This window comes from Intestinimonas timonensis (assembly GCF_900626145.1).
GTDB classification, from domain to species: domain Bacteria; phylum Bacillota; class Clostridia; order Oscillospirales; family Oscillospiraceae; genus Intestinimonas; species Intestinimonas aquisgranensis.
This window is the reverse complement of sequence record NZ_LR130817.1, coordinates 616,847-639,146: the sequence shown is the minus strand read 5'-3', so window position 1 is coordinate 639,146 and position 22,300 is coordinate 616,847. Positions and strand designations below refer to the sequence as shown.

Here is a 22,300-nt window from a genome sequence, read left to right as displayed (position 1 = left end):
AGAGGCCAGATCCGCTCGCATCAGTATCCACGCACATCCTCGACAAATGACCCGTTTCTCAAGTGGTTTTCGTACGCTTCTCGAATGATGCGAATAGCGATGTCTACTTCTCCATTTTGAAGATCGTTGTCTTTGATGATCTCCTCATATTCCGCATAGATCCGAAAGACTCGCTTAAACTGCTCCCTGGTCACAGGATTATCGGGGCAAACGCAGTACGAGGCAAAACTTATGATCGAACTGCGCTTGCTTTCAATGTAGAGAGACATGGTGATTTCGGTGTTCTTATCCATTTCTTCTTTCAGAACCTCAATGGACTGATCATACACCACTGCTCTATCATTTACCCATTTCATCCAGGCGTCACGCTTGGCGATATTATCTTCGCTGTAATGGGATTCCACGCTGTTCAACACGGTCTCCACATCGTGAATCGTCGCGGACATTTCTCGCATGGTCTGCCGTTCCTGCTTCTTCCGAGCAAAATATTTCCTGATCTTAATGAACTCGGGAACGACTTTCCCCTTAAACTCCAAAATTTCGCCAACGATCTGCATGATCAAAAAAACGCCGATAATAGCCAGACCTAAAGCGATAGGTATGTTCAGGTACTCGATATAGCTGATCATGTTAACCGATCACCCACCTCGACAAAGGTGGGTTTCTTTTCTTCCGCCATCATCCAACCTCCTTCAAAGCAGGCAAATTTGGAAAGCTTAGGCTTTGGGACTCAGCATCCCGAGCAGTTCCTGATACTCGCTCTCGCTGATTTTGTCGGCGGCATAGAAAATATCGAGCTTCGTCTCGATACCCGCCGTCTGGCCTCTCTCGATCATGCGCTTCAAAGTTCGGTACAACATAGTAGTTTTCCCCTTTCTTAAATATCCAGCTCCGTCAGACCCAGCTCCAGCAGAGTCAGACGGAATTCCTGGTCCACGTTCATGGCATCCGTATCCACTTGTGCGGAATACAGTGCCCGATTGCTGCGGTCGATCTCGTTGTCTACTCCCTTTCTCAGGAACGTCTCGTAGTTCTCCCGCACGTTTGCCGCGATGCCGTCCCAGGTCTCCACCTCCACATGGTACTCGTCGTACTCATATCCGGTGAAGTCCTCGGTCTGGACAGGCGTCACGTTCTGGAAAAGCCGTACAAGGCTTCTTCCGCTTCCGGGAATGCGCTCCACGGTAAAACTGCCGGGGTCAACCATCCCTTGTACTTTCATGGTGCCGCTCCTTTCACGCCGCCTGGTAGGGCGGATATAATTTCTGAAGCCGTCTGCACTCTTTTCGGACGACTTTCTTAAGATCGAACATGGTCTTCGGCTGGTAATACCGCTCCAAAATCCGTTGACAATCGCACTTTCGGAGCTGCCCAAGCCGTGAGATCAGGCCGGAGGCCCGCTTAAACGAGATGACCCGGTTTCGATCCCTTCGGTAGTAATATAAATGCAGCGACTGCTTGAGCCGAAACAGGTTGTGCTTTCGGAGGATGGTGTAACCGTGCCCGAACCGGTAGCCCAGCGCCGACGGAATCCTCGGCCGTCTTCGGCGCTGTTTGGCCTCGGGCAGCTGCTCTCTGGCCTTCTCCACCCTTGGGGTAAAGCCGATCCGAAAGACCTGCCAGTTGTCTTTCAGCTTTAGTCCCACGTCGGCCAGCCACGCCTGAATATCCCGGATCAGCTTCCGCAATTTCCGCTTGCTGGAGGCGAAGATGGTGAAGTTGTCCATCTGCCGCAGGTAGTGGCTGACGCCGTACTCCCTTTGGTGGATCATCAGGTCCAGCGGCTGGAGTACCAGGTGCAGGAACCAGGCGGAGAAGAACGCGCCGATAAGTACGCCGTATTCCATCAGGGCGTCGCACAGCCAGAGGGTCTCCCGGTCCTTGAACAGCCGTTTCAGTGCCTGGATGACATACGGCGGGTCCAGCTCCTCAAAGCAGTGGTAGATGTCGCATTCCGCACCGTACCGTGTGCCGGCGGCGTCGCCGTTCATCCACTTCTTGATCGCCTTGACCCCGTAGGAATTTCCCCGTCCCGGCACGCTTGCGATGCAGTATTTGTCCATGCTCCGCATGATGTGCGGGATCATGGGCTGTAACACCGCATGGTGGACATACTGGTCCGGCCACAAAAGCGGCTCGTTGATGTCCCGCCATTTGCCCTTTCCGCTGTCCGCGTTCCGGTCCCAGCGCCGCCGTTTCAGCGGCGGGTGCATGTGCGCGTCCCCGCTCACCAGGTCCTCAATGAACCTGCGCAGCTCCGCCACATACGCATCCATATTCGCCTCGATCTCCAGGACCTTCTTGTTCAGGCTGTGGTCGCCGTTGCGCCGGTGTCCCCGGTTGGCTTCCCGGATGGCCAGGCGCAGATTGTCTTCCGAAAGGATTTGTTGGTAAACTCTCACTCGTTTCATCAGGGATAATATCCTCCTTGTAGCCTCACAGCCGTTCCATCGCCGCGGGTGGTTCCGGGGCGAAACCCGGCCCGAAGTGTACCAGGCTGTGTCCTGACGGCTCATCGTCAGCAAGTGCTGCGCGGTCAACTCTGCGTAATAGAAAGGGTGAGGAACCCTGACTACCGATAGGAGGTTCAGCCATACCCGACAGGCCCAATGGCCTGCGTCTGCTTCAAGAAGGCGACAGCCGATGTTGGAGTTCGTGTTCGACGCACTGTTGTAGTTCACGTAGAACGGCCCGTGATTCTGGTTCTGGTTATAGTTACCGCCGTGGTGCAGGCACGGGTTACTACCGTTGAAATTCCAGTTATCCGGGACATCGTCTGCTGCAAAGTCGACCCCGCGCTCTCCTCTTACCAAAGAAGAGCGGTTTCAAATGTTGTTCTTATTAAGGTGAAAAGGAGCCCTTCCGCTCCATTTTGAAATGCGTGGAAGGCCGGAGCTTGGGGGAAGGGACTGCGGTCCCCTCACCCCAAACCCCCTCCTCCCCAGGGGAATGGTCACGCCGCCTTCGGCGGGCGTTCCTGGAGGCGACAGCCGATGTAGGAGTACGTGCCCGACGCACTGCCGCAGCCCACGTAGAACGGCCCGTGACTCTGGTTCCGGTAATAGTAACCGCCGCGGAGCAGGCACGGGAGACCACCGCTGAAATTCCAGCCATCCGGGACATATGTGGTGGTACTGCCGCCAGCCTCAGAGGGATACAGCGCCCACTCCAGCCCGCTTTGGGTCGGGATGGCGAAGTCCTTCGGGTAACCAGCAACCGGCTTACCGACAAGCACGCCGTTGGCACTGTCGCTGAACTGATTGGGATTCTTGATGACGTTCAGGCCGTTGCCATTGTAATAGCAGCCGTCCATCCAGTCGTACACATTGTCCCACCAGCCCTCGATGTTCCGGTACTGTGTGAAACCGTAAGTATCCCGATTGGCCGCCGTAGTACCGGTGTGGTACTGCATGGCGTCCGTACGCCCGTTGTTCTCCTTGGAATTGCTGGCCGAGCAGCCCCGGCCGATCCGCTCGCCGTTCCAATCCGCGAACTCCACCAGAAACAGCATGTTTACATACCACATCTGGGCAAAGTCCAGCTGCCAGATGTTGGCCCCCAGGTTGTGGATCTGGGTTCGTGCCGTGCTCCGGGTGATGTTCACCTGCTGGGCCTTGTTGGTCTCCGACTTGTAGGTGCCGCTGGCGCAGTGATACCGGGCGATGTAGGAGAGGTCCAGCTCTCCAAGGCCGTCCCCACGGTCCATATTCACCGGGTCAACATGGAACCCTTCCACGGGGCCGTCGGCGATCTGGAGCTTCAGCTTCTTCCCGGTCTTGGTCCATTTGAACCAATACTTGGGCTCCTTGACCATCACGCCGCCCGTCCGGGTGACCTTGGTCATGTCCTTCCACGGGTACAAGTCGTCAAAGGGCGAGGAGCCGGAGCCGTTGTTCACCGCCGGGTTGGGGTCCCCAAAGCCCGCCGCTCCGTCGGTGCGCTTACCCTTGGTGGGGCCGCTGCTGGTCCAGTCCCATTCCACGCCGTAGATGGTCACGAACTGGGCATTGACTGCTACCTGCTTATCGGCCCCAGCCAGATAGTTGGCTCCCGCAGCTACTTTAACAATAATTGTAGTCGTGCCGGTGATGTTATTTACACTGTTCACCGTAACCTCGCCGGTCTGCTGATTGATGTTACCGATCGTAGCCACACCAACATTATTGGAAACGGCAGAGATCACGCCGTCGCCCTTTCGGGTCACGGTAAACTTGGCGCTTCGGGCGCCGGTATTCAGCGTCACACTTGTCGGACTTACAGATACGACCTGATCGCCCTTGCCGATAGCCCAGGTAGCTGTCTTGGCGTCCACCGTGCCATCCCACCACTGATGGTTGGAATCCGGTGTAAAGGCGGCAGTGTACCCTGTGCCGGCGTTGACCTTCGCCTCTACAGATACCGTCATTTTGCTCGGATCATAATTGGCGTCCCACACCGGAGTTTTGGGGTCCCCATCATACTTCAAAGCTCCGCTCTGGGCGGGAACCTTGGCGATGGAAGCTCGGCCGATGCTCCACTGAACGGTTTTATTGGTCGTAGAACCGTCCGACCACATGCCATTCAGAAGAATAAATGTGGCAGAGTGGGTGCCGGCATTGGTCTGTGCGGTCACCTGCACTTTGGAATTCACCTGGTCAAAGTTATCCCATTCCGGTGTCTGGGGCGCTCCCGTATAGGTCGGCGAGCCCTTCTGCGTAGGAATGGGTACAATAACGCTGGTGATGGTCCACTTGACCTCCTTGGCCTCAATGGAACCGTCCCACCACTTGTAGTTGGCGGTAGGAGTAAATGTGGCTTTGTAATCGCCTGCGTCAGTTCCAGATCGGTCTCCGCCAATGGTCAACTGACCGATGTCGTAGTTGGCCCAGGTGGGAGCCTGCGGTTTGCCGTTGGCCGCCAGTACATTGTTCTGCACCGGAAGAGAAGCGATGACCGCCCGGTCAATGATCCACTCAACCGTGACCTCGTCCAAGCCGCCGAGGAACTGATATCCATACGACAGATTAAACCGTGCGGAATAGGACCCAGCGTTCACGCCGTTGGTCGTGCCGGAAATGGTCATCTTCGACGGATCATACCCAGTCCAGGACGGAGTTTTTCCAGTCCCGTCATAGGTAAGGACTCCATTTTGAACAGGGACAGCCACCTCAATGGGGTTGACTGTAACATTCAAGCTGGCGGTCTTGGTCACACCCTCATAGGTATAACCGATCTCCACCGGACGGCTCCCCAAAGTAGAGAAAGCGGTCTTGGGATAGGTGTATCCCGAAACCTCCTCCGTAGAGTCATCCGAGAATTTGGCAGTGACCACCATTCCCGCAGGGGCAAATTCCTCCAGATAGTGATAGACCATCTTGGAGGGGTTGTTGGTAACGGCAATGGATACCAGCACCTTCTGCACAGTAACCGGTACACTTGCCGTCTTAGTGATGCGGCCTTCGGTATAGGTGATAACCACCTCCGTCACCCCATCCGTAAGGACTTGGGGGGACACGGAATATCCAGTCACATCCGAAGTGAGACCATACCCATAGCCCGCGGTAACGACCATGCCCGTGGGGTCAAAGGACTCTCCGGACTTGTAGGTGGTCTTTTGGGGCGGCTTGGTAATTGTCAGGGTCTCCAGCCTCAGAGTACCGCCTCCGCCGCTGCCGCCGGTCATGTTAAAGACCTTGCCGACGTTTGCATTACTCATTATTCTGCTCGACCTCCAGTCGCAAAATATAAATGGTCAGATTTTCCGTTGGAGTTACCTCGCAGTGAAAGGTGACCTGACCGTTAACGGTGATATTGTCAGCTTTCACGCCAGTCTCGCTGACTGCCATAAAGCAATCCGCGTCAGCGCACACAATATACCAGTATTTTTCGTCAGCCAAAAGGATGTTGTCCTTTACAGTCTGAGCTCTGCCGCTCCAGTTCTCGGCCGGCAGAGTAACGGTAGTACCGCTATGCTGTGCGCCCTCCAGCAGAGGAATGATCGACTCTAAAAGCTGGTCGACGCGGTTCAGGGTATCGAGTTTTCCCCTTTCTGCCAGAGCCCGCAACTGCTCTAAGGTTGTGGCTTTGTTCTCTGCCATGTTAGAGCTCCTTTCCGAAAAAATAAGAGGGGGGACAGGAATACCCCATCCCCCTCCGCGGTTATCAGGCACCCACAGCGGCGCCAAAGACCTCATCCAGCATCTGATTGACTTCCTCATCGGCCGCAACCTCAATGCTGTCCAGCTTGGCCTTGTCCTCCTTGGACATCAGACCGTTTGCCTGGCTGGTAGCAGGCTGATAGGTGGTGTCCTGTGCGGGGATACCGAGAGCAACGATATCCTCCTTGGTCACGTCGTCGCCCAGCACCACATGACCCTGATTGTCCTTACCGACCTTCTTGAAGCCGGCACCGACAGCCTCAACGGCAGGGTGGGTGTAGACCACGGTCTCCTGGCCATTGATCTTGATGTTACCGTTGACCTCGGACTTCTCCACCTTGGTCGCACCGGAGGCAATGTCCTTCAGCGCGGCAGTGATCTTGCCCTCAATGGCGGTCATCACGGTGGCGTACTCGTCCTCGTCACCACCAATACCGGCAACGATACCGTTCAGCTTGGTGATGGCGGCATTCATCGCGGAAGCGTCATCGGGGTGATTCTGAATCCACTGAGCAATCTCAGTCAGAGTATCCAGGGCCTCCTTGGCGCCCTCGGGGATCAGCTGAGCAGCCAGCTCCTCGTTGGCGATGGCGCGGGCGCTCTTACCAGCATCCTTACCGATCAGAGTGGCCAGATCGGCGCCGGAAGCCTTGCCGTCCAGCACAGCCTTCAGAGCGGTATCCAGATCGGCCTCAGAGATCTGAGCCTTGTAGGCCAGGGCCGCCAGACCCGTCACCGCAACATCCTTGCCGGCAACAGACAGAGTGCCGTTGGTAGCACCAGAAGCAATCAGAATGTCCACCATCTTGTCGGCGATGGCCAGGGCAACGCCGTTGACCTTAACGCCTACCAGGGACTTGGATTCGACCTTGCTGATTTCGCTCTTGGTGCGCTGAGCCAGAAGCTTCAGCTGTTCGAGAGTAGTGTGCTTAGACATAAATATGTCCTCCTTAAAAATATTTGTTTACGGCTCTTCGCCGAAAACATCATCGAGAATTGACTCCACCTCTTCGTTAGTGGCGGTATTGTCCGGAGCCTCAGGATTTTCGGGAGGTATCCAGGAGGACTGGAATGCATTGTCGAGGACTTCCTGAACCTCTGCATCTGTAGCAGTATTTTCCCGGATGACCTCAAGGATCTGGGCCTTCACGTCTCCGTCGATGTGGGTGGGCGGCATCAGTTGCGTGGGGTCAAGCGCGTACATGATCTTGCTGGCCAGACACCATACCGTGTCTTTCTGAACCCCATCCTTAATGCCGGAAACTCCGATTTTTAGATTGATTCCGGCCCGCTTCAAACACTCGGCCGGAATAATGCATCGGTCATCCGTCAACGCCACAGGCGGCTGCTGTACGCCGCCGGCTTCAAAGACAGCCGATTTGGCATAACCATCCCAACTCTGATCAAAGTGGAACTCCACAATATAAAGCTTGTCGGAGTTCTGTACCAAACTCTCGTCCTTGACCAGATGGGCATAGGTTGCTTTCACTGCGATCTCCATGGGCTTCGCCTCCTTGCTCACTGAATGGCCCCGTTCCCCGACAGCTCCAGCCGAATCAGGTTGACCGTCAGGTCCGCCGCCGGCTCTGTGTCGCAGGTCAGGGTGAGAAAGCCCGAGGTGGTGATGTTCTTGGGCTGCACATTGCAGTCAAGGAACTCCTCCTTACAGGCTTCGTCCGCGCTGAGGAAATACTTGTGGGTGCCCAGGGCCAAAAGCCGCTCGTCCGCAATGGTGACGCTCCCCTCCGACCACCCCTCGGCGGGGATGACCAGGTCGAAGGAGATACCCAATACGTCGCCGGCGCCCGTACCGTTCAGGCCGTTGTAGACCGAAATGGTGTAGGTAGACCCGTCTGTCATATGCACCGTGTAAATATCCGTGGTGCCCGGCGAGTGGTCGCCCTTGGTCAGCCGGATGTCCTGGATGCCCACGCCGATGGGGCCTTGCAGCTCACAGCTGATTTGGCTGTCGTAATAGGCCCCTGTTTCCGCGTCCCAGATCCACCAGGTTCCATTTTGAGGCTTGGGCGGCTTGCCGCTGTACTGCTCCGCTTTGGCGGCGCTTCCGGCGGCCTCTGCGGCGCTGTCAAGGGCGTCGGTCTTGGCCTGTTCTGCGGCTGTCCTGGCCGCTTCTGCGTCCTCCTTGGACTGGGCGGCGGTCAGGGCGTCCTCCTCGGCGCTCTCCTGGGCGGACAGGGCGGCTTCCTTCGCCGCTTCCGCGCCCGCTTTGGCGTCTTCCGCCTTGGTCTCCGAGGCCTTTGCGTTGGTTTCACTAACCTTGGCCGCGTCCCGCGCCGCCTCTGTGGCGGTCCTGGCTTCCTGAGCCGCTGCGGCGTCTGCCGTGGCTTGGGCACCCAGGGTCTCCACCTGATTGCGGACCTCCTTAGCCCGCTCTTCTGCCGCCTTGGCTTCGGCCTCGCTGAGAGCAGCGGCGTTCTTGGACTCCTCCGCCTCTCTGGCCTGTTGCAGAGCCGTCTGCTCCGAGGCCTTGGCGTTCTCCTCCGAGGTTCCGGCCCGTTCCGCTGCGTCAACGGCGAGGTCCGCGTACCCCTCCGCCGCAGTCTCCGAGGCTTTGGCGTTGGTTTCAGACTGGGCGGCTTTCCCGGCGGAGTCCAGGGCTTCAGCCGCCTTCTGCCCGGCGGTGTCCGCCTCGTTCTTGGCTTTTTCCGCGGAGGCGGCGGCAGAGTCCTTGGCCGTAGCCGCAAACTCCATCGCGCTGGAGGACTCCTTATTCATGGCGGCAAGGGCGTCGTGGATGGAACCCCGCACCTCCTCACCGTAGATCGCCTCCAAAATCTTCTTCAAAAAACTGCTGATGTCGGCCAAATCGGACCACCTCCTAATCTTCCAGCATCCAGTCGATGGCCAAAATTTCCTCCCCCGTCAGGTTCCCCTCCGCTTCGCTGTACTTGGCGGTCATCAGCTCCACCTCATGGGTCATCTCGTTGAAGGGAGCCAGCTCGTCACAGAACGTCTTGAAATTGGGGGACTCCATTTTGAGGACAAAGGTGGGCTGTCCCCGTTCATCCTTCCCTTCCTCTCCGTACTTCTCGATCAGGCTGAGGCGGATGGTCTCATATTCCACCAGGGAGTTGGAGAGAAAGCGGTAGTTCCGGGCGGCGATGTAACCGATCCGATCCCGCCGGGACAGCAGTGGCTTGAGCGAGTGGAGCCGCTCAAACACTTCGGAATTTTTTAACATTTTCTTCATGGCTGTGTCATGCTCCTGTTCCTAAATCCAGACCTTGGACGTCTGCGGCGCTGAAATCCACGACCCCCTTGAAGTAGACGATCCCGTTGCGGCTCTGGCCAATGGTGATGTATCCGCCGCAGGGGCTGTAAATGTTGATGAGAGGGGCGTTACCCTCGAAATATTCGATGGCCAGCATGTGGTAACGGCTGCTCCCGAAAGGACCGTAGAGGTTGAAGCTTCCGAAGTCGCCCCCGGCGATGATGTTGAATTCCTCGCCGTAGAACTCTCCGCCCTCGATGACCGGGGAACGGATCGTGGTCTGGTCGATGTAGGTGCTCTTGATGTACCCCGGCATCTCAATGGAATTAGCCAACTTATAAGCCCGTTCGGCCCTGGAATACGCGGTATCGGCATAATCATAGGCTTCATCCGCCAGGTTGTAAGCTTGATTGGCCATAGAATACGCCGGATTGGATTGAATGTTCTGATTGCTCACCTGGGCCCAATTGATGGTGCTCCCGGCCCCCATGGTCACCTGGCCGTTGATGGTAATAAGGCCCGTCGGCCCCACGGCGAAGGTGACCGCCCCGGTGTTCTTGTTGGTGACGGTCAGGCCGTACAGGTCCAGATATCCGGCGGTAAACTTCTCTTTGGCCAGGTCCATCATGCTGTTGCCGTACTTGTCCAAAAAGTCCTCCGCCTGCACTGTGCCGCCGAAGGTCCCCTTGGCTCCTGCCAGCGTCCCCGCGAAGGTGCCCCGCCGTGCGTAGAGGTTGCCCTGCTCGTCCACGGTGAAGTTTCCGTTTCCGATGTTGATGGAGCCCTTCTTCATGGTCAGGGTGCCCTTGTCCAGGTCCAGGATCACGTTGGAGTTGTAGTCCCGGATGACGCCCACCCGGAGCACGTTGCCGTTCAGCACCCCCGCTGTGATGTAGTCGGCCACGATGGCCCCGTCCATGGTGATGGCCAGCCCGAAGGTCTTTCCCCCGTCGTTGGAGTAGCCCAGGCCGTTCATGTTCCACTTCCAGAGCTTGTCAGCCTTGGTGTAGTCCCGGACGTTGGAAATATAGAGGGTGTCCGAGCCGTGCTCGTCCCTCGTGATGGTGATGTAGCCCGTGGTGGCCATGTTCATGATGTGGGTGGCGTTCTCCTGGGCCTCCTTGAGGATGTTGTGGGCCTTGGGGAGATTTTCGATCTTGTCCAGCACGGCGGCGTTGGTCTGGTTGCTCACGCTGGTAAGGCTCACCTGTACCGAATCCCCCATTTTGAACTGGGTGTTCTCCGGGGCATCCAGCGGGATCTCCAGCCTGGTCACCGGGAAGAGCCGGTCCAGCCCGTGGGGGCGGGAGATGACCCGGATCTCGTCCAGCAGCTTCACCGCCTCGGTCTCCACGTCCAGATAGTGCAGGTCCAGGGCGGAAAGCTCCAGCTCCAGGTTGTCAAACTGAAGGTCCGCCAGATACTCCCTGGCCTTCTCCAGCAGCACCTGGGGGTCGCTCACATCGTCCCAGTTCACCGTCTTCGCGATCCAGCCATGGCTCGCCACTGCCTCGTCCGATTGGACGTACAGGCTTCCGCCGTTCACGCTCTCCACCGTCAGATAGGCGTCCAGCGCCTCGATGGGACTGTCGTCCAGCCGGTTTCCCAGAGGGACGATGGCCGTGGCGTACTCGGCGGAGTCCCAGTTCCGGACAAAGTCCAGCAGGTTGGACCCGAACTGGATCACCTGGCTGCATGTGTCCGGGTAGTCCTTCAGATAGTCCAGATACCGCACCCCGTCCGCCTTGCGCACCCGGAGATGGCCGCCATAGGCTTCCACCAGGGCGTTGAGTGACTCCAGGGTCTTGCCATAGTTGGTGTAATAGGTGGGGAAGGCCTCGTCCACCACCGTCACCGCCCCGATGGCGAACCGGCGGTTCTCACCCACCTGCCCGTTGTGGACGGCGATGAGCTGGTCGAGGTACTCCCGGACCGATTTCCCGGCATACTCCGCCGGCGGCTGGACCGAGTCGTTGAAGAAGGCCAGCTCCCCCTCGCAGTAGAGCACCCGGTTGTTCCAGAAGTCCCGGCTCTCCGACAGGGCCCGTCCCGCCCAGATTTCTTCCCCGTTCTTCTTCACGGAAATATCTGTGACCATGCGGACGATGGTGTCGTAGGCCGCGTTGGTGGGCGGAAGGGTCATCTCCAGAGACCCGGCGGCGCTGTCCTCCAGAGTCAGCTTGGGGTTGACCACCTTCATGTTGTCCAGGGAAAAGACGTCGTTGTAAATGCACATGCCGTCTGCATAAATGCTATACATGGGTCACAACCTCCCCTGTCTGAAGTCCACGGAGACGGACCCCGTTCCCGTGTCGCACCACAGCTCCAGCGTGGCGCCCAGGTCGCCGAAGAACACAAACTCCGGGAACTGGATGACCCCGTCGGGGAGGAGCTTGGTCTCGTCCAGTCCCAGCGTGGGGTTGATAAAGCGGATGTGTACTCCCCGCTTATCCGAGCTGCTCACCCGGAACACGGGGCACACCGGGGCCCGCCCGAACAGCAGCGCCGCCAGCTTCACCGCCCGGACCTCCGTCGTCACCGCGATGTCCTTGAACACGGCGGGGCGGATGACGCCATTTTGAAAGTTGAAGGGGTCCCACAGCCAGTCGTCCGTGGAGGACAGGACTGACCACTTGTAGGGCCCCACGTCATAGTCGATGGTGATGCGCGACCAGTCCTTCTCCGACTTCCAGACGTTGACGGTGAACCGCCCCTCGTAAAAATACTCCGGGTCATCCTCCAGCACTGCCCGCAGCTTCTGCCCGTGCAGATAGTCCATGATGTCGGAATAGGCCATGTGCCAGGGCTTGAAGTCGTTCATCACGATAAACTCGATAGAGCCCGTCCGGTTTTGGTACACCGGATACCCGGTCAGGGATTGGGACAAGTCGATGACCCCATCCCCGCCGGGGATTTCCAGCGTCTTCACCTTCTGGGCCGGCGGATTGAACACGGGCCGGGAGGCGGGGACCAGCCGCCAGTCATCCCAGGTGTTTTTCCCGCCAATGGTGATGGAATGATACACGGCTCAGTTCCCCCTTCCTCTCCGTGTCGCCCTCTGTCCAAGGGCGTTGTCCATGGGTCCCGCCATCTCACCGACCAGAGTGCCGGTGTCCAGCACGACCCGCATCCGCTCCATGCGCTCCGTCATCTCTGCCATTTCACTGCGCAGGGTGCGAAGCTCCTCAATGATGTCGTCGTTGTCTACCTTGACCGGCATCCGGTTCTCCCCGGAGGCGTTTTGGAACGCCAGGCTGGCCTGTCCCGCCAGGCGGATGGACCGCAGGGGGTAGAACAGGCTGTCGATCTGGGTCGAGGCCCCGGTGAGGTCAGACAGGTCCAGCACCGGGCGTATGGTGGGCCGCATCTCCGCCTCGCCGCTCAGCAGGTCGGGGAGTCCGGCAATGGCGCCGGAAAGGCCGTCCACGGCGGAGTCCGCCATGTCTGCGCCGGCGGCAAAGGACCTTTCGGCATAGCCGGCCAGTCCGCTGACAAAGCCAAGGCCGGTGAAGGACCCCAGCTCCCGGAAGACCCGGGAGGGAGAGTTGATCTCCAGCGTGCTCTTCACCGCCTCCACGCCCGCCAGCGCCATGCTGGTCAGCTCGTCGATAAAGGTGGATTTGGACTGGGCCACGCCCTGGGCGAGGCCGGCGGGAATTTGCTGCCCCGTCTCCGTCCACCCGGCTTCCGACAGGATTTTCCGGGCCGCCTCGGTCATTTCCGTCATCTTGGCTTCCGTGTCCCGCTTGATCAGGCCCACATTTTCCGAGAATTCCTGCCGGAGGGAGGCCAGCTGACGGCTGGTATCCTCCTCCAGCTGGGCCATTTCGCTCTGCCAGGTCAGCCGGTACTCCTCCAGCTCCACCGCCGCGTCCGCCCGGAGCTGCGCGATCTGCTCCTGGGTCTCCACCCGAAGCCCCTCCAGTTCCGAGGTCGCCTGGTCACGGGCCTGGGCGTGCTTGATGGACCAGAGGGAGACATACTTCTCCAGCTCGTCATCGCTCATGGAGTTCAGCGCCCGGATCTCTTCGATGGCAGAGGGCCCCATCTCCTGAAGCTCCGCGATCAGGTCCGAGTCAACGCCCCTGGCGGAGAGCTGACCCAGAATATCCTGCCACTCGCCAAACTCCTGGACCTGACCCTCCAGATTCTGCATCAGCGTTTCACTGCTGACCGCTTCCTTCTTCGCGACCTCGTCAAAGAGGCCGTAGGACTGGTACAGGCTCTTGGTCCGGGACTCCACCGCGTCCTGATACTGCTGGTTCAGGGATTCGATGTCCCGTTCCAGCTGCTCGTTGATGGACTTGACCTTGTTGGCATAGGCCTCCTCCAGCTGGATGCGCCGCTGGTTGGCAGACTCCTGAACGCTCTGCACGTCGGCGATGTACTGCTGCTGGGCCTCGTAGATTTCCTGCTCCAGCCGGTAGACCTCCCGGTCCAGCTTCTTCCGCTCCTCGGTGCCCTTGGCGTACCGGCTCTGGACCCGCTTGTAGGCGGCCAGCTCGTCGGCCAGGCTCAGACGGTTGTAATACTTTTCCTCCTCGATCCAGTCCATGGAGTTCTGATAGGACTCGTCCACAAGCTGGTTGCGGAGGGTGAAGACCTTCCGGTCCAGCTCCATCCGTTCCTTGCTGCCCTCCAGATACCGGGCCTGCATCCGCTCATAGGCGGCCAGCTCCTCCTCGGTGCTCAGGCGCTTGTAATACTTCTCCTCCTCGATCCAGTCCAGGGAGGCCTGGTAGGTGGCGGAAACCAGTTCATTTTGAACCCGATAGACCTCCCGGTCGATCTTCATCCGCTCCTCACTGCCGGCCCTGTACTTCTTTTGGAGGTTTTCCCATCCGGCCAGCTCGTCCATCAGGCTCAGCTCGCCGTAATACTGCTTCTCGTTGATCCAATCCTCAAAGGCATCGACGCCCTTCTCGCTGACGGCGATCACCTCGTCGATCATGCCGGAGGCGGCCTGTGCGGCAGGGACGATGCTGTTGTTGACGCCGATGGCCAGACCCTCGCCCACGTTTTCGCCCAGATGGATGAATTCCCGGGAGGGGGAGTGGCTGTCCAGCGCCTTCTTTGCCGCTTCCAGAGCGGCCAGGCCCAGGCTTCGGCCGGCGGACCTTGCGCCGCCCAGCTTGGAGTTGATGCCGTTGATAAAGCCCTGCCCGGCGTTCTTTCCGGCGGTCTCGAACTCCGGCTTCATGCGGTTGATGTTGGATACGGCGGTGGAGAGCACCGTCCTCATCGCGTCCCCCACCGTTCTGGAGTGGGCCGTGATGGATGCTTCCATGGTCCGCATCATATCCGATGTCGATGTCCGGATGGCCGGGACCTTCCCGTCCACAATGTTCGCCAGCGACTGGACCACCGTCTCCATGGCCCCGTTTGTCACGGGGAGGTTGGAGAGGACGGCGCCGCTGACGGTGGACAGCATACTGGACACGGCTTTGTTGACCGTGTCGCCGCAGTTGTAGAAAGCGCTGGTAAAGCCGGAGATGCCGGCGTCTCCCATCTTCCTCATGCTGTCGGCAAAGCCGGTCAGACCGCTGGTGTTGACCCCTGCGGCCCCCTCAGCCAGCTCCAGCAGGCTCCATACCTGTGCGACCACGTCGGCCATCCGCCCGGTGTCGATGCCGGAGATTTGGCCGTAATAGTCCTTCATGGCCGCGCCGAACTTGGAAATATCCCCGCCAAAGGAGGCCAGCGTCTGGTCTCCGCCGAACCACTTGTCAAACAGACTGCTGTCCGGCAGGCCGGAGGCGAGATTGGAGAGCGCTTCCGCTGCGTTGGCCGAGGCCGTCACCGCGTCCGCCTTCACATTGCTGATGGCCTCCGCATAGGCGGAAAGATCCGCGCCAAACAGCGTCAGGTCATCGCCAAAGGCGGCCAGGTCGGTCCCTCCGGTAAAGAAGGACAGCAGGCCGCCCGTGTTGGGAAGGGCCTTTGCCAGCTCCACCAGGGCCATTCCGGCGGAGGCGGAGCTTTCCACCGCTTCCGGCCGAATATCCGCCACAGCGTCGCCGTAGGATTTCATGGCCGCGCCGAAGGGGATGATGCCCGCCGCAAAAGCGGCCAGGTCCTGGCTTCCGTTGAAGAATTCCATCACACCGCCTACCAGGGGAAGGGCCTCTTGCAGCCGCGCCAGAGACTGGGCGGCAATGGCCGAGGCGGTGATGGCTCCGGTGTTGATGTCGGCCACGGCGTCCCCATAGGACTTCATGGCCGCGCCGAAGGGTACGATGCCGGCGGCAAAGGTTCCAAGGTCGTTGCCTCCGTTGAAGAATGCCATGACCCCGCTCACATTGGGCAGGTCGGTTTGCAGCTGTGCCAGCGCCTGGGCCGCCACAGCGGAGGCCGTGACCGCGTCGGCGTTGATGCCGGAAACCGCTTCGGCATAGGACTTCATAGCGGCCCCAAAGGGCACGATGCCCTCCGAGAATACCCCAAGGTCATTGCCGCCGGTAAAGAACTCCATAAGCCCGCCCACCTGGGGAAGGGCCGCCTGGAGCTCTGCCAGGGATTGAGCGGCAGTGGCAGAGGCCTCTACCGCGCTGGAGTCGATGCCGGCCACCGACTCGCCGTAGGCTTTCATCGCTTCGCCGAAGGGGATGATGCCCTCGGAAAATTTCCCAAGGTCATTCCCGCCGGTGAAGAATTCCATGATGCCGCCTACATTGGGGAGGGACGCCTGGAGCCGGGACAGCGCCTGAGCCGCAGTAGCGGAGGCGGATACCGCCCCGGCATCGATGCCGGATACGGCGTTTCCGTAGGAATTCATGGCCTCGCCGAAGGAGAGAATCCCCTCTGCGAACAGGCCAAGATCGTTGCCCCCGGTAAAGAAGTTCATCACCCCTCCCACATGGGGAAGAGATGCCTGGAGCTCTGCCAGGGCCTGGGCGGCGATAATGGAGGCGGAAACCGCCCCCGCGTCCATTCCGCTCACCGCGTCGGCATAGGCCTTCATGCCCTCTCCAAAGGGGAGAAGGCCGTTTGCGAAGGTCTCCAGGTCGTTGCCGCCGGTAAAGAAATCCACCACGCCGCCAATATTGGGCAGCGAGGCTTGCAGCTCCGCAAGGGCCTTCGCCGCAGTGGCGGAGGCGGTTACGGCTGCGCTGTCCATGCCGGTCACGCTGTCGGAGTAGGCCTTCATCGCCTCCCCAAAGGGCACCAGCTGTTCCCCGAAGGTCTCAAGGTCGTTGTCGCCTGTGAAGAAGGCCACCAGGCCCCCGGTGTTGGGCAAGGTGTTTGCCAACTCCACCAGGGTCTGTCCGGCGACCGCCGAGCTGGCGACCGCGTCGGTATCCAGCCCCGTCACCTCCTGGGCATAGCTTTTGATGGACGCCCCGAAGGACACCAGCTGCTCGCCGAAGGTGGCAAGGTCGTTGTCGCCAGCGAAGAAGGCTATGGCTCCGCCGGTGTTGGGCAAAGTAGCCGCCAGCTCCGACATGGCCTGTCCGGCAATGGCGGAATTGGTGACCGCCTCCACATCAAGCCCCTTGACCGCGTCGGAATAGGCTTTGATGGCCGCTCCGAAGGGTACGAGCTGTTCGCCGAAGTCGTCCATGTCGTTGTTGCCGGCAAAGAAGCCCACCGCCCCTCCTGTGTTGGGGAGGGTGGCAGCCAGCTCCGCCATGGCCTTACCGGCGATAGCAGCATTTTGAACCGCGTCGGTGTCCAACCCCTTGATGCTTGCGGCAAACTTCATCATGGAGCCGCCGAAGCCCACAAGCTGGTCGCCGAAGGTCCCCATGTCGTTTTCTCCGGCAAAGAATCCCGCGATGCCGCCGCTGTTGGGCAGGATCGCGGCCATCTCAGCCAGTGTCTTTCCAGCGATTGCCGCCGTGCTGACCAGGTCGCCGTCCAGTCCGGTAATGCTGTGGGAGAATTTCTTCATAGCCTCGCCGAAGGGCACCAGCTCCTCGGCAAAGGTGGAAAGGGACGAGCCGCCGGTGAGCCAGGAGGTCAGACCCTCCAGCAAATCGGCCGCCGTAATCAGCATGATCGCCCCGGTGAGGGCCTTGACGCCCTCCAGCATGGCCGGGTCGATACCTCTTGCCCCGTCGATAAAGGGCTGTATGTTGGTCATAAAGGCGGCCAGGTCCATGCCGATCTGGGGGAAGGAGCCGGATACCCCGCTCATAAATCCGCCCACGATGCCGCCGATAAAGCCACCAATGGCGTTCCCGATGGTCTGCAAGAGCTGACCACCCTCGCTGATGAGCCACTCCAGGCCGGGGATCTGCGCCAGCGCGCCCACCGCCGCCAGAACAATGGCCAGCTCTGCGATGACAACGCCCAGACCAAGCACACCCACCATGGCGGAGGGGATCAGTCCGGCCAGAGCGCCCAGCGCCACCATAATGCCGCTCAGCAGGCCGATTCCGGCGATGCCCTTCAGCAGCGCGTCGGTGTCGATGCTTCCCAGCGCCGATACGATGCCGGAGAAGAAGGACATCAGCAGGTCCACCACCGACTGGATCAGGGTGGGCATGTTGCGGGCCAGCCCGTCGATCACCGCGATCAGGAACTGCATGATGGAGTCCACGATCTGGGGCGTATAGGCCACCAGGGCGTCCAGCACCCCGGCAACCAGCTCCAGAGCGCCCTCGGCGATGGCCGGGACACACTCCACCAGAACGTCCACCATGGTGAGGACAAGGGTCTTGACGGCCTCGCCAATGGCAGGAGCGCCATTCGTAATGACCTGTGCAAAGGCCACCACCGCCTCACCCAGCTTCTCCGCAATGGCCGGGATCAGCGCCGCGATGCCCGTGATGATAGAGGTCAGGCCGGCCACGATAATGGCTACGCCCGCTCCAAGGGAGGTTGCCAGGGCCGTAATGCCCACCGCAATGGCGGATAGGCCGGTTCCGACAAGGAGCAGACCTGCCCCAACGCCGGCAACACCAACGCCGATCAGAGCGAAGGCGCCGCCCAGGCCAAGAATCGTCGGCAGCAGCGGAGTGAGCAGTGCGCCGGCCGTTCCGATGACGGCAAAGGCGCCGGCCACCGTGACCAGCCCCTTGGCAATGGCTTCCCAGCTCATGCTGCCCAGCGTAACCAGCACCGGCGTCAGCACTGCCAGCGCGGCGGCAGCCACCAGCATGGCGGCGGAACCGCCCAACGTGCCGTTCATGAAGTTCAGACCAACGGCCAGCTCGACCAGAGCCCCGCCCATGGTGACCAGGCTCTTTGCGACAGCCTCCCAGCTCATGCCGCCCATGGACCGCATGGCGTCGGCAATGATGTTCAGCGCGGCTCCCACCGCGATCAAGCCCGCCCCCATGGTTACCATGTTCCGGGGCATAAAGCGCATGGCCACAGCCACCTCTGCCAGGGCTCCGCCCATAGCCAGCAAGCCCTTGCCGATCTCTGCCAGAGACATCCGTCCGAAGTCCGCCATAGCGGAGGCAAATATCTTCATGGCCGCGCCAATCTCGATCATGGCGGCTCCGGTGGTGATCAGCCCCTTGGCGCTTCCGGCCAGCTTGGTAAAGGCCGTGATCTCCAGCAGGACCGCGCCGATGGCGCTCAGCCCCTTGACCAGCTCGCCAACACCCATCTGGGCAAAGTCTTTGCAGGCCGAGGCCAGCACCTTCATAGCGCCGGCCAGTACCAGAACGCCCGAGGCAGTGACCACCGACCTTCCGCTGAACTTGGCCGCGTTCATGAAGAGCGATACCTCTGCCAGCAGCACACCGACGCCGATCAGACCCTTTGCCAGTCCGGCAAGGTCCAGCTGGGCCAGGTCGGCGCAGGCCGAGGCCAGTATTTTGATTGCCGCGGCAAAGACCACCATCTGGGCAGAACCCTTGATGATGGAGCTTGAACCGGAGCCCAGCACCTTCGCGGCTGCCACCAGGGCAGCCATAAGTCCGGCGATGCCCGCAAGCCCCGCCGCCATCTGTTCCGGTTCCAGCGTGGCAATGCTTTTCAGCGCGGAGGCCAGAATCAGGACCGAGGAGGAGAGGGCGATCATTGCCGTGGAGCGCTTCATTGTTCCGCGGACATTCAGGTCCAGCTTTCCGAACACCGCCATGGCCGCCATCAGCTCGGTAAAGAGCACCGTGATGGCCCCCAGGGACGCCGTCAGCTTTTCACTGTCGATCAGGGAAATGGTGAGAATGGATGCGGACAGCACCGCGACAGCGGCCGCGATCTTCAGCAGGGCCTTGGCGTTGACGTCATTCTGCCAGGCCTGGAAACAGCCCTTTACGCCGTCCAGAATCCCGATCACGCCCTCCTTGATGCTGCCGACGCTGTCTGTGACCTCCCGGAAGGAGTCCAGGAACTTCTTAATGCCCAGGGCGATAGCACCCAGGGAGACGCCGTTCAGCAGGTCGATGACGCCGCTGAAATTCGCGTTGCTCAGGCTCTCCACCAGTGCGCCGGCAAGGCCGCCGAATACGCCGATGATGCCAGAGACCAGGGTCTTTGCGCCGTTGAAAATGGTCTGGAGCATTTGCAGGAATTTGCTGTTTTCCAGGGCGGAATCCATAGTATCCGCCGCGTCGCTGACCCCGCCGCCCAGGCCGCTCACCACGTCGATGACCTGCCCAATGCGGGTCTGGATGCGTCCCAAAAGCGCCTGGAAGGATTCCAGGCCTGGGGCAGCAAAGGCGTCGGCGAGAAATCCGGTCAGTCGCTCGATCCCGGACACAACAAACTCCAGCGCCGAGGCGACCGTCTGGGCCACCGTTCCAAAGAACTCTCCCTGCTTGGCCGCCTCGTTGATGCCGACCAGGAAATCTCCGATCCCTGCGGTTATGGTGAGAATGCCGTCAGCCAGGGAACCGGCTCCGCTGCCCAGAGGCGCCAAAGCGTTGAAAATCGCCAGAGCGCCCTGCCGCACCAGGTCCAGCACCGAGAAAAGCCCCTTGAAGGTGCGCCCCAGCTTGTCCGCCGTCTCCTCGGAGAGGGTCAGCCACTCAGAAAAGCTGCGGAGAGTCTCCGTAAGAGAGTACAGCTGGTCGGCGGTTGCGGGCGGAAAGATTTCGCGGAATGCGTCCTTGATGGGGGTAATGACGCTGACCAGGCCCTTAGCCGCATTCCAGACCGCCTGGATCAGGTTTTCCCGTCCGGAGGGGCGCAGGATCTTTTCCGTAAACTCCTCCATGGAGACCGAACCATTTTGAAGTCCCTTGTCCAGGGCTTCAATCTGCTCGATCATCTCCGCGGTGTATCCGGCCGCCTTGCGCTCCTCCTGGGACATGCCGGTCATCTTCTCCCGCAGGTTATGGACCGCCTGCGTCAGGGTCTCGGAGGATACGACCCCGTCCGTCAGCCCCTGCTTCAGCGCGTCACTGAAGCTCTCCGAGTCGGCCACCAGCTTGTCAAAGGCGTCGCCGCTCTCTCGGGCCACCTCCTGGATGGACTCAATGAACCCGCCCTCATCGGCGATGCCCTGGTCCAGCAGCTGCTTCCAGCCGGAGCTGAGACCGCCGCTGAGTAATTCGTTTCTCGCCTGGGAGGTCTCGCTGATCACGCCGCCAATGGCGTCGGACACCTCGGTCAGCACTTCCTTGGCTTCCTCAAAGTCGCCAACCAGGATTTCCCATGTGGTGGTCCAGCCGGACTGAGCGCTCTCCTTCAGGGTGTCCCAGAGCTGGGTAAAGGTCTTGACCTTGGTGGCGGCGTCCTCCGCCGTCTTCGCCATTTGGGCGATGTCCCGGGCCTGGGCCTCCGAGAATCCCTGCTGGATCAGGTCGGCCTCGCTGTACGCGCCGGCAAACTGCTTCAGGGTCTCGGTAAGCACCTCTGTGGTGAGCCACTCGCCTCTGGTGAGGGATTCCCGGAAGGAGCCGTACATATTGATGGCGTTCTGCGCGCCGGTGCCCAGCAGCTCGGAGGTGCGCACCAGGGCGTCCTGGAACACCTTGCCGCCCATACCGGCGTTGACCACAGAGTTCCAGTCCATCAGGGAGACCTTGCCTGCGGCCAGGGCCTGGGAGAGCTGGTACATGGCTGTGGATGCCTGCTGGGAGGTGGAGCCCGAAATGGCCGCCAGGTTAGCGATACCCTTGATGGAGTCCACCGAGGTCCGCAGGTTGGCGCCGGCCGCGGTGAACGTGCCGATGTTCCGGGTCATCTCGGTAAAGTTGTAGATGGTCTTATCCGCGTAGGTATTCAGCTCATCCAGGGCCCGGTTCACCTGCTGGAGGTTGGTCCCCTCGTGCTGGGTGTTGGCCAGGATGGTCTGCACCGCCCCGATCTGGGTCTCATACTCCTGAAAACCCGTTTTAATGGGGTCGATTGTCAGGGCGGACACGAGCCGCTTTCCCGTGTTCACCGCCGAATTGGTGATGTTGGAAAGAGTCGTCATGGCGACGACCTGGAACGCCGAAAATTTGGCCTGGACCGTCTCCACAGACTTGCCGAGGACGGACATGTCGCACCGCTTCGCCGCGTCCCCAAGCCCGTCAAGGCTCTTGGCGGCGTTGTCCAGGTCCAGTCCCCGCTTGAGTTTGTCCAGCGTAGACAGGCTGGTCTGCACGTTCTGCTCGAACTGCCGGTTATCAAACCGCATTTCAACGATTCTCTCGTCGATCGTCCTGCTCATGACCGAGTCACCTCCTTCCAGGCGTATTCTGCTATCTGGTCAAAAATAGGCTGGATCGCAGGGTTGATGTAATCTCTTCCCTGTACCCAGCCTCCGGTCCCCGTGCCATGCCCGTATTGGAGAAGGATGGCGATGGGGACTCCATTTTGAATGTTGGAATTGTGAAACGAGATGGTGATGGTGTTGTTCTTGTTGGTAATCTCGTAATACCAGGAGGCGGCCGTTTCTCCGGAGTCAACCGGGGTTGCGGACGAGAGGGCCGCCACCCCCGCCCGGCCATACTTGTTCAGATCGCCGAGACGGACGGCCTCCTTTGCCCGTTCCATAAACCGGGTCAGCTTCGAGAAATCCCCCGTATGTCTGAAATGGATCACG

14 protein-coding genes are annotated in these 22,300 nt (G+C 60.1%); all 14 read right to left on the bottom strand.

The window, feature by feature from the left end; translation table 11 throughout:
* Nucleotides 1–20: 20 nt before the first annotated feature.
* Nucleotides 21–629 (bottom strand): hypothetical protein, encoded by a 609-nt coding sequence (locus E0E29_RS09760; RefSeq protein WP_130849685.1) that lies wholly within the window; start codon nt 627–629, stop codon nt 21–23.
* 87 nt (nt 630–716) lie between these two features.
* On the bottom strand, nt 717–860 hold the full coding sequence (locus tag E0E29_RS18195; protein ID WP_165449864.1) for a hypothetical protein: 144 nt from the start codon (nt 858–860) through the stop codon (nt 717–719).
* A gap of 17 nt (nt 861–877) precedes the next feature.
* Nucleotides 878–1,222: a hypothetical protein gene (locus E0E29_RS09755; RefSeq protein ID WP_130849684.1), complete on the bottom strand. Its 345-nt coding sequence runs from the start codon at nt 1,220–1,222 to the stop codon at nt 878–880.
* Between the two features lie 13 nt (nt 1,223–1,235).
* Nucleotides 1,236–2,411 (bottom strand): RNA-directed DNA polymerase, encoded by a 1,176-nt coding sequence (locus E0E29_RS09750; RefSeq protein ID WP_130849683.1) that lies wholly within the window; start codon nt 2,409–2,411, stop codon nt 1,236–1,238.
* Between the two features lie 542 nt (nt 2,412–2,953).
* Nucleotides 2,954–5,695, bottom strand: coding sequence for a bacterial Ig-like domain-containing protein (locus E0E29_RS09745; RefSeq protein ID WP_130849682.1), 2,742 nt, complete (start codon nt 5,693–5,695; stop codon nt 2,954–2,956).
* A complete protein-coding gene (locus E0E29_RS09740; protein ID WP_024723648.1) occupies nt 5,688–6,077 on the bottom strand; it encodes a hypothetical protein in 390 nt (129 codons plus the stop codon). The genes E0E29_RS09745 and E0E29_RS09740 overlap by 8 nt, the downstream gene beginning before the upstream one ends.
* Before the next feature lie 64 nt (nt 6,078–6,141).
* On the bottom strand, nt 6,142–7,074 hold the full coding sequence (locus E0E29_RS09735; RefSeq protein ID WP_130849681.1) for a hypothetical protein: 933 nt from the start codon (nt 7,072–7,074) through the stop codon (nt 6,142–6,144).
* 27 nt (nt 7,075–7,101) lie between these two features.
* On the bottom strand, nt 7,102–7,638 hold the full coding sequence (locus E0E29_RS09730; RefSeq protein ID WP_130849680.1) for a hypothetical protein: 537 nt from the start codon (nt 7,636–7,638) through the stop codon (nt 7,102–7,104).
* A gap of 17 nt (nt 7,639–7,655) precedes the next feature.
* Nucleotides 7,656–8,963 carry a hypothetical protein gene (locus tag E0E29_RS09725; protein ID WP_130849679.1) on the bottom strand — a complete coding sequence of 436 codons (1,308 nt, stop codon included), beginning with the start codon at nt 8,961–8,963 and terminating at the stop codon, nt 7,656–7,658.
* 13 nt (nt 8,964–8,976) lie between these two features.
* Entirely contained in the window at nt 8,977–9,348 is a 372-nt protein-coding gene (locus tag E0E29_RS09720; protein WP_024723652.1) for a hypothetical protein, read from the bottom strand.
* A gap of 7 nt (nt 9,349–9,355) precedes the next feature.
* Complete coding sequence (locus E0E29_RS09715; protein WP_130849678.1) at nt 9,356–11,629, bottom strand: phage tail protein; 2,274 nt, start codon at nt 11,627–11,629, stop codon at nt 9,356–9,358.
* Between the two features lie 3 nt (nt 11,630–11,632).
* Entirely contained in the window at nt 11,633–12,394 is a 762-nt protein-coding gene (locus E0E29_RS09710; protein WP_130849677.1) for a phage tail family protein, read from the bottom strand.
* A gap of 3 nt (nt 12,395–12,397) precedes the next feature.
* Entirely contained in the window at nt 12,398–21,925 is a 9,528-nt protein-coding gene (locus E0E29_RS09705) for a tape measure protein (protein ID WP_130849676.1), read from the bottom strand.
* The gene (locus tag E0E29_RS09700; RefSeq protein ID WP_024723656.1) at nt 21,922–22,299 is read right to left on the bottom strand and encodes an HK97 gp10 family phage protein; all 378 of its coding nucleotides are present in this window, start codon (nt 22,297–22,299) and stop codon (nt 21,922–21,924) included. Before E0E29_RS09700 ends, E0E29_RS09705 begins: the two co-directional genes overlap by 4 nt.
* Nucleotide 22,300 lies beyond the last annotated feature (1 nt).